The organism is Nocardia pneumoniae NBRC 100136 (assembly GCF_000308755.1).
Classification (GTDB): Bacteria; Actinomycetota; Actinomycetes; order Mycobacteriales; family Mycobacteriaceae; genus Nocardia; species Nocardia pneumoniae.
On record NZ_BAGF01000147.1, the window covers coordinates 71,642 to 86,904 of the forward strand.

The 15,263-nt window shown below is 66.3% G+C and carries 15 protein-coding genes; 7 read left to right on the top strand and 8 right to left on the bottom strand.

Annotated elements, in window-relative coordinates; translation table 11 throughout:
- The first annotated feature begins 107 nt into the window (after nt 1-107).
- The 3 genes from ON34_RS29890 (at nt 108) to ON34_RS33930 (ending at nt 2,267) form a co-directional block, all read left to right on the top strand.
- Nucleotides 108-1,532, top strand: a complete 1,425-nt coding sequence (locus ON34_RS29890; RefSeq protein WP_040785898.1) for an MFS transporter — start codon at nt 108-110, stop codon at nt 1,530-1,532.
- 32 nt (nt 1,533-1,564) lie between these two features.
- Complete coding sequence (locus ON34_RS33925) at nt 1,565-1,744, top strand: hypothetical protein (protein WP_051023327.1); 180 nt, start codon at nt 1,565-1,567, stop codon at nt 1,742-1,744.
- Nucleotides 1,745-1,850: 106 nt separating this feature from the next.
- On the top strand, nt 1,851-2,267 hold the full coding sequence (locus ON34_RS33930; RefSeq protein WP_157172495.1) for an MFS transporter: 417 nt from the start codon (nt 1,851-1,853) through the stop codon (nt 2,265-2,267).
- A 153-nt stretch (nt 2,268-2,420) separates the two neighbouring features.
- Here ON34_RS33930 and ON34_RS29900 read toward each other — a convergent pair whose 3' ends face one another.
- From ON34_RS29900 to ON34_RS29915, 4 genes are all read right to left on the bottom strand, one after another.
- A complete protein-coding gene (locus ON34_RS29900; RefSeq protein ID WP_040785900.1) occupies nt 2,421-3,839 on the bottom strand; it encodes an MFS transporter in 1,419 nt (472 codons plus the stop codon).
- A gap of 306 nt (nt 3,840-4,145) precedes the next feature.
- Nucleotides 4,146-5,525, bottom strand: a complete 1,380-nt coding sequence (locus ON34_RS29905) for an MFS transporter (protein WP_040785901.1) — start codon at nt 5,523-5,525, stop codon at nt 4,146-4,148.
- A 116-nt stretch (nt 5,526-5,641) separates the two neighbouring features.
- A complete protein-coding gene (locus tag ON34_RS29910) occupies nt 5,642-6,397 on the bottom strand; it encodes a DUF8832 domain-containing protein (RefSeq protein ID WP_373291988.1) in 756 nt (251 codons plus the stop codon).
- A 505-nt stretch (nt 6,398-6,902) separates the two neighbouring features.
- The gene (locus ON34_RS29915) at nt 6,903-8,291 is read right to left on the bottom strand and encodes a cation:proton antiporter (protein WP_245548261.1); all 1,389 of its coding nucleotides are present in this window, start codon (nt 8,289-8,291) and stop codon (nt 6,903-6,905) included.
- A gap of 226 nt (nt 8,292-8,517) precedes the next feature.
- On the opposite strand from ON34_RS29915, the gene ON34_RS29920 reads away from it, so the two are divergent.
- The 3 genes from ON34_RS29920 (at nt 8,518) to ON34_RS29930 (ending at nt 10,481) form a co-directional block, all read left to right on the top strand.
- Nucleotides 8,518-9,186 carry a DUF2269 domain-containing protein gene (locus tag ON34_RS29920; RefSeq protein ID WP_218003950.1) on the top strand — a complete coding sequence of 223 codons (669 nt, stop codon included), beginning with the start codon at nt 8,518-8,520 and terminating at the stop codon, nt 9,184-9,186.
- Entirely contained in the window at nt 9,183-9,938 is a 756-nt protein-coding gene (locus ON34_RS29925; protein ID WP_245548262.1) for an ABC transporter ATP-binding protein, read from the top strand. The genes ON34_RS29920 and ON34_RS29925 overlap by 4 nt, the downstream gene beginning before the upstream one ends.
- A 111-nt stretch (nt 9,939-10,049) precedes the next feature.
- Nucleotides 10,050-10,481, top strand: coding sequence for a hypothetical protein (locus tag ON34_RS29930; RefSeq protein WP_040785905.1), 432 nt, complete (start codon nt 10,050-10,052; stop codon nt 10,479-10,481).
- A 61-nt stretch (nt 10,482-10,542) separates the two neighbouring features.
- Here ON34_RS29930 and ON34_RS29935 read toward each other — a convergent pair whose 3' ends face one another.
- From ON34_RS29935 to ON34_RS37880, 4 genes are read right to left on the bottom strand one after another with little or no spacing between them, the layout of a single operon-like run.
- Entirely contained in the window at nt 10,543-11,259 is a 717-nt protein-coding gene (locus ON34_RS29935) for a maleylpyruvate isomerase family mycothiol-dependent enzyme (RefSeq protein WP_051023331.1), read from the bottom strand.
- 13 nt (nt 11,260-11,272) lie between these two features.
- Nucleotides 11,273-12,046, bottom strand: a complete 774-nt coding sequence (locus ON34_RS29940; RefSeq protein WP_245548263.1) for a PIG-L deacetylase family protein — start codon at nt 12,044-12,046, stop codon at nt 11,273-11,275.
- Nucleotides 12,015-14,690, bottom strand: coding sequence for a phosphoenolpyruvate synthase (locus ON34_RS29945; RefSeq protein ID WP_040785908.1), 2,676 nt, complete (start codon nt 14,688-14,690; stop codon nt 12,015-12,017). The genes ON34_RS29940 and ON34_RS29945 overlap by 32 nt, the downstream gene beginning before the upstream one ends.
- Nucleotides 14,691-14,722: 32 nt before the next feature.
- Entirely contained in the window at nt 14,723-14,992 is a 270-nt protein-coding gene (locus ON34_RS37880; protein WP_245548266.1) for a 3-oxoacyl-[acyl-carrier-protein] synthase III C-terminal domain-containing protein, read from the bottom strand.
- On the opposite strand from ON34_RS37880, the gene ON34_RS37885 reads away from it, so the two are divergent.
- Nucleotides 14,939-15,263, top strand: a 325-nt coding sequence (locus ON34_RS37885) for a hypothetical protein (protein WP_245548267.1), incomplete at its 3' end; no start/stop codon positions are given. The two genes, ON34_RS37880 and ON34_RS37885, sit on opposite strands and share 54 nt — an antisense overlap.

A 15,263-nucleotide genomic window follows, 5' to 3' on the forward strand; every position in this document is an offset into this window, starting at 1 on the left:
CTCCCTGTTGCGATGACACCACTCTAGTGGTACCACGGATGGGGTACCACAGTTGTGGTAGTTCATGGCGGCTCGGTTCGCGAACCGTATGCAGGAGGTAGTAGGACATGCATGCCCACCCAGATGCCCAGCGCGCGCCTGATTCGACCGCCCCGCCGGACCCGCGTCGCTGGCGTGCGTTGGCGGTGCTCGCGGTCGCGCAGTTCATGCTGATTCTCGACATCACCGTCGTGACGGTGGCGCTGCCGGACATCGGTCGCGATCTGGACCTGAGCCGGGCCGCGACGACGTGGGTGGTCACCGCCTATACGCTGCTGTTCGGCGGGCTGATGATCTTCGGCGGCCGCTCGGCGGATCTGTTCGGTGCGCGCAGGATGGTGATGACCGGGTTGGCCGTGTTCACCGGGTCCTCGCTGCTGGCTGGTCTGGCGGTCGACGCGCCGATGCTGGTGGCAGGCCGGGTCGGGCAGGGTATCGGCGCCGCGCTGTTGTCGCCCGCGGCGATGTCGATCGTGACGACAACTTTTCATGGCGCCGAACGCAACAAGGCGCTCGGGGTGTGGGGAGCGCTCGGCGGCACCGGCGCCGCAATAGGTGTGCTGGTCGGCGGCCTGCTGACGGCAGGGCCGGGGTGGTCGTGGATCTTCTTCGTCAACGTGCCGGTCGGTGTCGTACTACTGGCGGCGATAGTCGAGCTGGTCCCGTCCGCGCCTGCCCGACGCGATCGCGGAATCGACGTACTCGGAGCAACTCTGGCCACAGGGGCGACCGGATCGGGGATCTATGGACTGATCAATGCCGGTGACAACGGCTGGGGAGATCCGCTCACGCTGCTGCCGCTGGCAACCGCCGCGGTTCTGTATGCGGCATTCGTCGTCTACGAGCGTAAGGCCAGCGCGCCGCTGCTGGATCCACGACTGCTGACCCGCCGACCGGTCGCCGCGGGTGCGGTGCTGATGCTGGTCGCTACCGGCCTGCTGATCACCGGCTTCTTCCTGGGTTCGTTCTACCTGCAGCAGGCGCAAGGGAAATCAGCGCTGGTGACAGGGTTGCTGTTCGTCCCGGTCGCGCTCGGCACGATCGTCGGCGCGCACAACGCCGGGCATTTCATCGGCCGCTTCGGCTATCGCCCGGTCGGTGTGGTCGGGCTGACCATCGCCGGGGCCGGAGCTGTCGTGCCCGCGCTGTGGAGCGGAACAACCGCCCTGATCATCGGACTCACGATCGCCGCAGCGGGGCAGGGTGCGGTGATCGTCACCGCCACCACGACCGCGCTGGCGAATGTCGATCACACGCATGCCGGAGTCGCTTCCGGATTGGTGAACACCTTCCATGAGGTGGGTTCGGCGCTCGGTGTCGCGGTGATCTCCACCATCGCGGCCACCAGCCTGCGCAGCCTCGGGGTCGACACCAGCGGATTCACCGATTCTTTCACCTTCAGTGCGGTGACCGCGCTCGTCGTCGCGTTCGCGGCCGCGGTATTCGTCCCGGCCGGTAAGCCACCCGCAGGTCTGCGGGTCAGCGCCCACTGACCGCCTCGAGTGTCTCTGTAAGGAGCTGCGCTATGACGCAGTTGGACGAACCGGCGCCCGCCACCGTTCCCGGTCCAGTGCGGCGCAATCTGATTCTGGTCGTGATGTGCCTGGCACTGGTCGCGGTCGTAGGCATGATGGCTTCGCTCATGGTCGCCGTGCCGCATCTCGCCTCGATATCGGCGCGTCGCAGACGCAGCTGCTGTGGATAGTCAATGCCTACGGCATCACCTTCGCGGGATTGCTGCTGGTGGCAGGGGCATTAGGAGATCGCTACGGTCGCAGAGCTCTGCTGGTATCCGGGTTGTCGCTGTTCGGGTGTCTTCGGCGGTGGTACTCGTCGACGACGACATCCCGGTGATCATTGCGATGCGAGCGATCGCCGGAATCGGCGCGGCCGCTGTGATGCCGATGACGCTGTCGATCATCACGCGGGTGTTCCCGCCCGAGGAGCGGGGCCGCGCGGTCGGCATCTGGTCGGGCGTGACCGTTGGCGGCGCGTTGATCGGCCTCCTGACCGCGGGTGGACTACTCGAAGCGTTTTCGTGGCGGTCGGTGTTCGCGTTCAACGTCGGCCTCACCGCGATCACCCTGGCGGCAACGCTGATCGTGCCCGGCAAGACCACGACCCGGGCGAACGGGTCGACATCGGCGGCAGGCTGCTCACGGTACTGGCGGTCGCCGCACTGGCCGGTGTCCTGGACAGCTTCCACAGCGGGATGGCGACCGCGCTGATAGTCGGTGTCGCGGTCGTCTTCCTCGGTACCGTGTCGGCAATGCTTGCCACACGGACCCCGACGACGTCTTCTCAGCGACGGCACGCGGCTGAGCCCGCCTGGACGACGGGCTCAGCCTTGGTGCTTGCCGGGAATCCCCGGTCGCGGCGTCTCAAGCGGCCTCGAGCACGGACTCGGGGGCGGGGGTGCGCATCAGCATCGCCGTGATGCCCGCGCCTGCCAGGGCGATGACTGCCGCTCCGAGGAACGCCGCGGAGAATCCGTTGGTGAGTTCGGGCAGGTCACCGATTCGGTCGGCGCCGAATGCGGCGGCCACGGCGGTCATCGCGGCCAGCCCGATGGCCGAACCGACCTGGTAGCTGACGTTGACGATGCCGGAGGCCAACCCGCCCTCTTCGGGACGCGCCGCGGAGATCGCGGTGCCCAGCGAGGGGATGAAGGCCAGCGACATGCCGCCCGCGGCGACCAGCGAAGCGGGCAGCACGTCGATCCAGAAGGTGCCGGTGGGACGGACCAGCGACATGATGCCGAGGCCGAAGCCCAGAATCACCAAGCCGGTGACGATCATCGGCTTGGCGCCGAAGCGCTGCATCGCCCGCGGGGCGAGTACCACCATGCCGAGCATGATCAGCGTGGTCATCGGTAGCAGGGCCGCGCCGGACGGGAAGGCGCTGTAGCCGAGGACCTGCTGCAGGTACAGGTTCAAGAAGAACCACATCGGCACCCACGCGGCGCCCAATAGCAACTGAGCGACGTTGGCAGCGGCGAGATTGGGCGCACGGAAGATGCCGAGTCGCATCAGCGGCTGGCTCCGGCGCGACTGGATGACAACGAATCCGGCCAGCAGCGCGGCCGCGACGGCGAGCACCGCCCAGGTTTGCCCCGAACCCCAGCCGACTTCCGGGGCACGGACGATTCCATAGACCGCGGCAGCCAAACCGGCGGTGACGGTCGACGCTCCGAGAAGATCCACGGATCCGGACGTCGCCGCGGCGTCGGGCATCAGGGCCGGCACAGCGATCAGCGCGAGCACCGCGATCGGGACGTTGATGTAGAAGACCCACGGCCAGCTGATGTATTCGGTGATGACGCCGCCGAGGAACACGCCCGCGGTGCCGCCCGCCGGTGCCGCAGCGCCGTAGATCGCCAGCGCCTTCGTCAACTCCTGCGGCGAGGAGCCGAACAGCATCATCAACAGTGTCAGCGCCGACGGTGCGATCAGAGCCGCGCCGCCGCCCTGAATCGCTCGGCCCGCGAGCTCGACGCCGACAGTGCCCGCGGCACCGGCGATCACCGAGCCCGCCAACAGCACCAGCCATCCTGCGCCGAATACACGACGGGCGCCGAACAGATCGGACAACCGGCCGCCGAGCAGCAGCAGACCACCGAAGGCGATGACGTAGGCGTTGAACACCCAGCTCAGGTTCTCCTGCGAGAAACCCAGTTCGGCCTGCATCTTCGGCAGCGCGATGCCGATGATCGAGGTGTCCATGATCACCATGAATTGCGCGGCGGCGATCACCGCCAGCGCCAACCACTTTCGCGTGGTCGGCGCGGTCTGGGTAGACATTTCGATTCTGTCCTTCCGGAACGATGGAACGATGATCAGTACCCTACCCCCCTAGGGTATCTTCCTGTCAAGCCGCGAGTGCTGCGTGACATCCGCTGCTGCTGGGCGCGCCTCACGGACTGGCGATGCAGCCTGCGCGACACGCGGGGTGCTCCAGGGCGATAGGGCAGGGTTGCCGAAAGCCGGGTCGTCACGGTGGGCAAACGTTCACATGCCAATCGCACCGGCATCTCAGCACCTACGAGACGACCTCCGAATCGACGACGAGGGCGCCCCTCGTGAGGCGCCCTCGTGCAGTTTCGATCGCTATGCCACCGCTGCCGTTCGACGTTGCCGCTCCATTCGTGTCGGCCAGCGGTGGTGGTCGGCGTCGATGACGAATGGGTGTGTGTGCTGATAGAAGCGTTCGTTCACACGTACGGCGTCGGCCAGCCGGATCGGGTCGATGGTGCCGACCTCGTGCAGGTGGGTCAGCGTTTCGGGATCGTGGCGGGGCCAGGCCCGCAGGGCGATCGTGATGCCGACGCTTGCGATGACGGCCAGCGTGACCCAGGTGGTCGTGAAACCCGCGGCAGTGGTCAGCCAACCGGCGATGGGGTAGGTGATCAGCCAGGCCAGGTGTGAGAGCGAGAACTGGGCGGCGAACAGAGCGGGACGGTCGGCGGCCCGCGACGAGCGCCGCAGCACCTGCCCGGCCGGGGTGAGCACTGCCGCGGTGCCCACGCCCACCAGCGTCCATACCGTGACCGCCGCACTCCAGCGCCAGTCGCCCGCTGCGGCGGTCGACAGGGCGATGGCCGCACCGAGCCCGACGAGCAAGGTGGCCGCGCCGGCCAGCATCACAGGCCGCGCACCGAGCCGGTCGAGTACCCCAGGTAGCGACAGCGCGACCAGCATGGTGCCGAAACCATTGGCTGCCAGCAACATCGCCACTCCGGACTGGGTGCCGCCGAGCGTGTCGCGCACGTAGTTCACGGTATTGACCATGATCACCGAGCCCGCGGCGGCGACCACCAGGTTCAGGCCGAGCAGTCCGCGCAGTCGCGGTGTGGCGGCGAAGATTCGCATGCCCACCGTGATCCGGTCGCGGAAGCTGCCCGATATGGTCGCGCCGGCGTCCGGAATGCGGGTCGTGACCACCAAGGCCGCCGAGACGGCGAATCCGATCGCGGTGCCGACGAACAGCCAGTGGAAGCTGATCACGGCCAGTGCGGCCGCTGCCAGCATCGGGCTGAGCAATGTCTCCATGGTCGCGGCCAGTTGCGCGGCCGACAGCGCCCGGGTGTATTCGCGCTCGTCGGGCAGGATGTCGGGAATGATCGCCTGATAGGTGGGGGTGAACGCGGCCGAGGCCGTCTGCAGCACGGCGATCAGAACGTAGATCTGCCACACGTGGTCGATGAACGGTAATCCGAGCACTACGGCTGCCCGAACCCCGTTGAGACCGACCAGCAGCGAACGGCGCGGGAAGCGGTCGGCGTAGGCGGCCACGATCGGCGCGACAGTGACGTAGACCAGCATCTTGATGGTCAGTGCGGTGCCGAGCACCGCGGCCGCGTCGGCGCCGGCGAGTTCGTAGGCGAGCAGTCCCAGTGCGACGGTGGTCAATCCGGTGCCGAAGAGCGCCGAGACCTGGGCGATGAATAGTCGCAGGTAGTCCCGGTGGGCGAACAGGGAGGTGATCATGGGAAACACTTTCTGGATCTGGGTCGGGTGGATCGCGGGCGCTGGGACAGTGGCACGCGCACATGGCGGCTCCCCTTGGCAAGTGGTCGGGCGGAGTGTGCTCGGCTCGGTCGATTTCAGTGACCGGCGGTAGCCGTCGGCAGAGTGAAGGCCGCGGTGCGCACGACATCACGGTGCTGGAAATCCAGGAACAGGCGGTAGGTTCCGGGTCCCGGTACGGCGGTGTGGAATGTGATGTCCGGGCCGGGCGCGGTCGTTCCGTCACCGGGTTCCCCGTTCGGGTGGACGTGGACGTAAGCCAGGTCGCCCGCACGCAGGATCACCAGGTGGCCGTAGGCGGCCAGGTACGGCTGCAGATCGGTGACCGGTCGGCCGTCTTTGCGCACGGTCAGGGTCAGCAGTCGGCCCGCGCCGGGAACCAGGTCCCCGTCCAGAGTCACCTCGTAGCCGTCCACGGTCGCGGTGCGCGTCGCCTCCGGGGTGGGGCGCGGTTCGTATGCACCCGCGACAGCGAGATCCGCGCCGAGGGTGATCGTCTTGCCGAGCGCACGCGGGGCGATGTCGGTGAAGACACGGTAGGCGCCCGCCACCGGAAGGTTCAGTCGTACGGTCCAGGTTCCGTCAGCGGCGAGTTCGGGATGCACGTGCCAGAAACCGGTCAGCTCGCGCTGCACGACGATCAGATGCAGGTCGCGGTCATGGATGGGGGTGTACTCGGTCACCGGCGCACCATCCGGCCCGAGGATGCGGAAACGGAATTCCACCTCACCCGGGCGCAGGACCCGCTCCGCGAGCTCCAGCGTGTAGCCGTCCTGGGTGATCTGCAGCCCTCCGGGCAGCCCTCCCCCGTGTGCGCCATGGTCCGCGTGCACGGCTCCACCCGCATGCTCAGCGTGAGCCGCATGCTCAGCGTGAGCCGCATGCTCAGCGTGGGCACCGTGCCCCGCATGGTCCCCGTGCGCGCCATGGTGATTGATGTGGGTCTGCGTGGTCATCGCCCCGGCCTTTCTGATCTTGTTCTTCCGACACGAAGAACATATACCCCCCCGGGGTATCTGCGCAACTGAGGTGACGGTGACGCGCCTCACCCCCAAACCGACTCCATGAGGGGGTCACCGTCGGCGGGCATCGCATGTGGCATAGACGCAATGAGGTCGCTGCACGCGTCAGGCATGGTGCGACGACGTTGTAACCCGCGAGCTCGGTCTCGATATCGGCCGACTTGGCGATGAAGCGGGCTTGCAGCCCCGCGTCAGCGCTCTACCGACCCGAGCGGGTGTCTCCGAGCAGTTCGGCGACCTCGATACCCCCTGAGGAAATGGGCTTCGCGACGCCGGACAGAGAGCTTCGCGCCCGAGGATCAGGACAAGGCCGTCCTCAGCCCGCCTCACGTTCGGGACGTGCGGTTTCCGGCGTCGGATGGGTGAGCGCCATGGTTTTGCGGGCGCGCTGCGCTTCTTCCTCCGTGACGGCGGCGCCTGCCATCGCCCGTCGCAGAATGGGCGGCGCCATCAGGGATGTCACGATCGCGACCACGATCAGCACGGTGTAGGCCTCGACGCCGAGCACGCCCAAGCGCAGTCCGACCATGGCGATGATCACCTCGATGACGCCACGAGCGTTCATTCCCGCGCCGAGGGCAACGCATTCGGCGCGGGTGAGCCCGCTTGCCAATCCGCCCAGCCCGGCGCCGAGGAACTTGCCGACGATCGCGATCCCGAGAACTCCTAGCGCCGCCAAGAGCAGTGGCCACTGCGCCAAGGCGGTCAGGTCCATGCGCAACCCGGCGGTCGCGAAGAAGATCGGGGCGAGCACCGACATGACCACGGTGTTCAGTGCGGACAACCGCGACAGATCCACGCCGCAGGACCCGATCAGAATGCCGCAGAGGAAAGCGCCGAGGATCGCCTCGAACTTCAGCGCGTGGGTCCCGGCCGCGCCCAGCAGCAGTAGTGTCACGACCGCACCTGTCACAACTCCGGCGTCCGCCGCGGCGGCCGCCCGGCGCATGACGTACCGCACCACTGGGCGGCCGGCCATCACGGTGACGACGAGCACGACCGCCAGCCAGCCGAGGGAGCCGAGCGCGGTGGTTCCGCGAAGCCCGTTCGTCGCCATCGCCGATACCAGTGAAAGCATCAGCCAACCCACGGCGTCATCGATCACTCCTGCCGTGAGGATGAGCTGACCGATGTTGCGGTGGGCCAGCTTCAGCTCGATCAGGGTCTTCGCGATGACCGGGATGGCCGACACACAGATCGCGATCCCGAGGAACATCGCGAACAGGGGCCGTTCGGTCTCAGCGGGACGCAACGGCACCGGCATGACGAGACCGGCGACGACACCGAAAGCGAGTGGAATCACCAGTCCACCGAAACTCACCGTGAACGCCTTGCCCGCGTTACGTCGGATATGGCCGACGTCCACGTGCGTTCCGGCCAAACCCACCAGAAGCAGCACACCCAACTGACCGACGGCATCGAGCAGATGCAACTGCGCCGCCGCCGGGGGAAACAACCACCGCGACACCCCTGGAGCCAGATGCGCCAGTATGGACGGGCCGAGGAGGACGCCCGCGCTCAACTCACCGACCACCGCGGGCATCCCGAATCGATTCGCCAAGGCACCGAGCAACCGCGCGGCCAGCAGCAGCACCGCCAGCTGCACCAACAGGACGAGCAGGCTGTGCCCTGGAATCGGTGCTACCGGAGCGACCGCGGCGAGCCACGCCGCAGGATCCATAGCGGGCAAATCATCGGCGGCCATGTCGGAAACCTCTTTCCAGCGACGAACCGGCCGACGCGGCCAGCGGTCGCTATTCGACAGACGTCGGAGATCGCATTCACGGCGGTGGGCTCGCTGGGCTCACGGTCATCGGCCGCGGCTGCTCTCGCGCCAGACGGTATCATCGCCCGGCTCATCGCCGAAGCCGCACAAGTTGAACGAAATAACTTGTCACACAGCGGAAGTAGCGCGCGGCGAACGACGCCCGGTGGGTGACGTCACCCCTCCCGACAGCGAAACCACTCTAGCTGTTCTATACAGTATGTATTTATTAGTGACGGTATGTCTTGATGAGTACCTACCGTCTATCGAGTTGGGAGCTGTGATGACTATGTCGCCGCGCTGGAGCCGGTTCGTCCTCTTGGCCCACATCCTGTCCTCCGTCGCCTGGGTCGGCGCCGTCGTCGCCTATGTGGCGCTGGCGGTGGTCGTACTCGACAAGCCCGACGCGCTGACTGTTCGAGGAGCACTCGTGTCCATGCAGACTATGGCGTGGACGGTCATCGTCCCGCTGAGCCTGGCTTCGCTGCTGACCGGCTTGATCCAATCCGTCGGCACTCGCTGGGGCCTGTTCGTGCACTACTGGGTGATCTTCAAGCTGATCCTGACCGTGGTCGGCATCGCCGTGCTGTTGATTTACACTCGCTCGATCGACTACTTCGCGGGCTTGGCGAGCGAGGCGGAATCGACTGACCAGATTACCGAGTTGCAGAACCCCACACACCTGATCCACTCCCTCGGCGGCCTCGCGGTACTGGTGGCCGCGGCCGCACTGTCGGTGTACAAGCCCAAAGGGGTTACGCCTCTTGCGCAACGCAGACAACGCCGAAGGGATTTGCCTGGAACTCCGGCGGACACCACACGGGTGGCGTCGTGATCGCCGAAGCGCGCCGGTTGCGTGCTGTCCCCGATTCAGGCGTAACAGCGGCGACAGGCCTGATCGACGCCGTCGATATCGCGAAAACCTATCCGGTCGGCCATCGCGACGTGGTGGCGCTCCATGGAATGAGCTTGAAAGTCGAGGAAGGGGACTTCGTTGCGATCGTCGGACGGTCGGGCAGCGGCAAGACGACGTTGTTGCACCTCCTTGCCGGGATCGAGCGTCCGACATCGGGCTCGGTGTCGGCCGCGGGCGCTTCGCTCGACACTCTTTCCGAGACCGAACTTGCCCGGTGGCGCAGTCGCCGCGTCGGGCTGGTGTTCCGGTTCTTCCAGCTCCTTCCGACCTTGACCGTCGCCGAGAATGTCCGCTTGCCCATGGAGCTCGCCGATCTCGATACGCCGGCGCACCGTCGCAGCCGGGTGTGGGAACTGCTCGATCGCGTCGGGATCGCCGATCAGGCCGACAAGCTGCCGTCGATGCTCTCCGGTGGTCAGCAGCAGCGGGCGGCGATCGCCAGGGCGCTCGCCAACGACCCTCCCCTCCTGCTCGCCGACGAACCCACCGGCAATCTGGATTCCACCACGTCGCAGGAAGTGCTCGAGCTGTTCGTGGACCTGAACCACGACGGGCGGACCATCGTTGTGGTCACCCATGAGCAGGGCATCCGGGCCTTCGTCAAACGAGAGATCACCATCGCGGACGGCCGCATCGTCGGGGACGAGCGCTTGGTGCCGGTCCGGCCATGATGCAGGACGAAGTGCCGCTATTCGAACACTACGTATTGCCCGACTACACAACGTATCCTCGGCGCGGCCGCAGTCCCGGCCGACACCACAACTGCGTTCGAGGAGCACGACATGAACATGCGAACAGTCATCGGATTCGCTCTGGTGCTTGCTTTTCCGGCACTCGCTCTGGAAGCACCCTTCGCTGCGGCCCAGTCCGGCAAACCGATGGCCACCTGGAATGTGGAGGCCCGCAATGTCGGGGGCCGGGTGGCCGGCCAGTTGTTCGCCGATGGCACTGCGGAGGGAACCGGCCGACTCGCGGTCCCGATGCCGGGAGGTGCCGCCACCTACAGCATCAAGGCCGTGAGTTGGACCGCGGTGTCCCCGACCGATTACGGCATCATCGTCGAAGTAGACGGCGGCGCGGCCGGCGTTCGCTGCCTGGTCGTGCCTGTGACCACTGGCGAACCCCAGTTCGGGGTCGGCATCGCGAACGACGGGAATTGTGCGCATGCAGAGCCACAGTCCGATGTCGCGGGCCGGGTCACCCTGCTCCCGTAGGCGGTTGCCGCTCTGGGTGGTCGGCCGCCGTGCAGCACGAGCCGACCACCTCCGCCCACCCTCAGGCGCGGTTCAACGGCTCCGGACCACGCAACCGCTGCAAGGTCGGCAGCTCGCCGGACGACGACTCCACCGGCGACTGCGGCGCTCGTCCGGACAGCCACGCCGCGAGGTCGGTCAACGCTCCCCGTATCTCGACCGGCTCCCCTGTCCCGAGCTTCCAGGTGCCTCCCTCATGTGCGATCAGGTCCACTTGGATTCCCGCGGGGATGCGTGGAGTCAGGAATTCGAACAGGTGCGCGCAGAAGGACGGCGACCACGAATTCGGTGAGTAGCCCAAGTCGTAGTCGACACAGTGGATTTCGGCCTCGCGCCAGCTGCCGTACAGCACACTGGTCAGCGTGCAGGGTTCGCGGTAGTTCGCGGGCAGGTCCCAGTCGGAGGGCCCGAGTGCGGACCATGTCTCGTCCAATGCCGATGTCGCGCGGGTCAGCTCGGCCACCAATCGGTCGGCCGGTTCGTGGGCGCGCGCGGCGATCTCCGCTTCCCGGCCCGGTCTGCCACCGTCATAGAAGTCGACTGATGAGCCGGTCATCGCGTGCCGCACCTGGCGGTGCGCCGCCCGCAGGAAGGCGAGCCGACAGGACAAGACATGACCGCGAGTCCAGCCCGGCAGGACGGAATTCGCCCGCGCGCTGTCTTCGCCGATCGAAGCGATCAACGTGCGTTCCCGCTCGTGAATGGATTTCACCTGCCGGACGACATCATCGGTATTCATCTGCACAACCTCGTCAGCTCAGAGGGATTTGTTCGAATGCCATGGCATAGGTGCAGCCGAGACGCTCGCCCGCCCCCCGGGCGATGCCGGTGAGGAACTGCTCGGGATCGGCCATCGGACCTTCCGACAGTCCGTCGAGGTAGGTCGAGTGCGCACGCAGCGACTTCACACCGGTGGCGAAGTGCTCGTCGACGTCGACCGCGTGGGTGGGGTATGGCGACCCGGCGACCAGGACCGACCGCACTCCACTCCACGGCTCGAGGCCCTCGTCGAGTTGGTCTCGGAACACCCACCGGTTGGCGGCATCTCTGACGCCGTCGATCACCGCGCGTCCCACCGCGATGTGATCGGCTTGGTTGGGCGCGCCGCCCATCCAGGTGAGGTGATGATTGGCGGTCAGCACAACGTCGGGGCGATGGCGCCGGATCACGCGAGCGATGTCGCGACGCAACGGTATGCCGTACTCGATGATCCCATCCTGATGATCGAGAAACTCGACGGCATGGACACCGACGATCGCCGCGGCAACACGCTGCTCGCGTTCTCGGACACTTCCGGCCCACTCGGGCGCCATTGCGTCGATGCCTGCCTCGCCGCGAGTGGCAATGCAGTAGACGACGTTCTTGCCCTGCGCGGTCCAGCGGGCGACGGCGGCGGCCGCCCCGTATTCGAGGTCGTCCGGATGTGCCACGACAGCCAGTGCGGTCGACCAGTCCTCGGCGACCGGATGAAGTTCGTTCGACATCGAAGGCCCCCTAAACGCGAACGACATCGGCGGACGCGGCACTCAGCGAGCACACCGTGCCGAGCGAACCGTCGACGCGGATCCGCTGACCGTCAGTGATGAGCGTGGTCGCGTTGTCGATGCCGACCACCGCGGGCAGACCTAGTTCACGCGCCACCACGGCGCCGTGAGCCATCACCCCGCCGACCTCCAGCACTACGCCGCGCACCGCCGAGAACAGCGGTGTCCATGCCGGGTCGGCGAACGGAGCGACCAGAATGTCGCCGTCCTCGAACGTCGCCTGCTCGGGCCGCAAGACGACACGGGCCCGACCTTCGACCACACCGGCGGACACCGGACTGCCTACCAAGGTCCCGGCGGTCGGGACGGCACTGCCGCCGATCGCCACCATTTCGCCGTCGCTCGCGAGCAGTCGTGGTACCTGCAGACTCATCGAGACCTCGAATTCGGACTTTCGCGCGCGGATGACTTCGGCGAGGTCGTCGGGGGCCCGACCGGACAGCAATCCGCGTAATTCGTGCAGCGACAGGTAGTTACCGTCGGCGGCGGACTCGAGAACGCCGGTGGCGACGAGCGACTCGACCTCGGCCCTGATCCCGGTCCGATAGATGTCGAACAAGCCGACCGTGAGGAACTTCTGGTGTTCACGCAACGCCATGAGGGTGCGGTGTACTCGGATCAGGCGAGACAGGATTCGAGCGCGGATCCGCCCGTTGCGAGTGCTTCGAACACGACCGAGGATCCGATCGATCGCGGTGTCGGCCGCCCGTGCGCCTTCCACGAAGCGGGTGCGGTGCTCGCCGGGAAAGCTGGTCTGGCTGGCGGCGAGAATGGATGTGAACAACAGGGTCGGGCGATCGATCCAGCGCGGTCGGGCGATGTCGATCTCGCCGGGCCCGCGCATGCCGAAGTGCGCCAGGAAGTCCTCCAGAGCCTTTCGGAACTGGGGACCGCCGGACATCGTGTCCAGCATTGCCAGCTCGAATTCTTCCGGAGGGTCTTCGAGGATCTCGCGCAATGCTGGGTTGTCCCGGGTCGAATCGGCCAGATCGGCGAGCACCAAGCCCATTTCGGTGGTGATGTTGCCCGGCAGGGACTTGTCCAGCGCGCCGACATCGGTGGTGTCACCGAGCCAGCGCTCAACCAATCGCTCGATCAGCTGGCGAGCCAGCAACGCCGACATCGGGCCGATGACCAGCTGATCGACGATTCGCGGCGCGACCGCGTGCATGTCGGCCTGGATCGCTGCGATACGTTTCGCGCCGCCCGACGAACCCACCCTCGCACGAGCGGTCGCCAGGCTCCGCTGCCTGAACCGGTGGATGGCCGCGTGTCGTTCGTTCAGATTCGACCAGCACAGATCATTGAGCACCCGGAGCCCCGCGCGAAGGAGGAAGATGTTGATGGCTGCTTCGCGGCGCAATGTCGTGCGATACCCACGCTGAAACTCGGTGCGAGCGGCGAACTCGCGCACGGTCTGTCCAACTCGGGCATCCATGCTGCCGACGGCCCAGGACAGCACTCGACGGGCGAGCGGTGAGTGCAATGGCGCGGTGTAGTCGAAGAACACGCGATCTCCCGCGGTTGTCATCTGTGAGCTTTCACCGCTGGGCAGTCTGCGGCCGAACGGGAAGTACGTGCGCAGCACCGACTGTCCGAGCGGGGAGATGGCCTCGGTCATCATCTGCTGGTGGCCGAAGGAGAAGTACAGGTGCAGCCATCCGTCCGCAGGTGGCGGTGGCGTTGGGAACAATGAGGTGATCGGCCTGGACTGCAGGATGAGGAATCCGGTGCCGGTGCGGGCCCATTCGATGTCCTGTGGACTGCCGAAGTAGGCCTCGAGCCGCCGGCCTAGTGCCGCCAGTTCACGAATTTCGTTGTCCGGCAATGCCTGAGCTCTGCGGTCTGCCGTCGCGAGCTCGACGTTTTCTACACCGCCGCCGGGCAAAGGCTTCGTGATCACGGTCTTGGTCGAGATCGACTTGTGCAGGACGCCGCTGGAGTCCAGTGAATACAGATCTGGGCTGACTGCCCCGGAGACGACGGATTCGCCGAGGCCGAACGCGGCGTTGATCACGGTGACGCCGCGCCGGCCGGACACAGGATCGGCGGTGAACATCACGCCCGCGACCGTGGCGTCCGCCATCCGCTGCACGATCACCGCCAGCTCGACGTCGCGATGGCCGATGCCGCGCCGCCGACGGTAGTCGATCGCTCGGTCGGTGAACACCGACAGCCAGCAACGACGTACGCAGTCGAGCAACTGCCGCTCGTCGGTCACATTCAGGAATGTGTCGTATTGTCCGGCGAACGACGCTGTCCGCAGGTCCTCAGCCGTCGCGGAAGACCGTACCGCGCACGGATTGCCGTCTATCACTCGATGCCACTGATCACACAGCTCCAGTGAGATGTGTTCCGGCACCGGAATTTCGCCCAGCCGCTTGCGGAATTCGGCCCCTATCCTGGCGCGCTCCGCGTCATCGGCCGCATTGTCGAGCCGCGAATACAGCTCCTCCACATCAGGGCACGAGTCGAGGAACCGGCGAAATGCTTCGGTAGTGAGACAGAACCCGTCGGGGACGGACTGATCCGCGCTGATCAATTCACCGAGGTTGCGTGCCTTGCCTCCAACTACACGGAGTGGTCTATCGGGCAACTCCGATATGTGAATAATGTATTCGGACATGCGGTGTCCTCCCGTGTTTCGGGGTCGGGATATCAGGGGGTGTCGACGATCTCGAGAACGGCACACGCGGCCTCCATGCCGGGCGCGTCGCTGACCAGCAGAACGTGGTCGCCGACGCCGACCGCGCCCGAGCGCCACAGGTGCTCCAGCCCCCGGATCTGGTCCACCGGGCCCGCGTGCCCTGCTCGGCGCGTGTACTCCCAGATCCCCTGGTCTTCTTTGATTCCCAAGGGCTCCAAGAATATTGCGTGGAGGGCATCGCGGTGGAATCCATCATGGACCACGCGTGCGATGTCGTCCATGCGGACACCGGCGTCCTCGAGCGCTCGTTCGACGGTCTCGATGAGCACGGTTCCGAGGTCAGTGAAAACCGGGCCGCCAGCGAGCCCCTCACGGCGGCTGTATTCCAATCGCTCGTCGAAATTCAGCATGCGTCCCACCGTCAAGCCAGGCGGAAACAGTGCTTCACCGCCGCGGTGGCGGTATTCGAGTTCTGGGTCGGAGACCGAATCGATAGCAAGCAACCGAGCGAACCCACCCCGCTTCGACAACACCACCGCACCACCACCATCA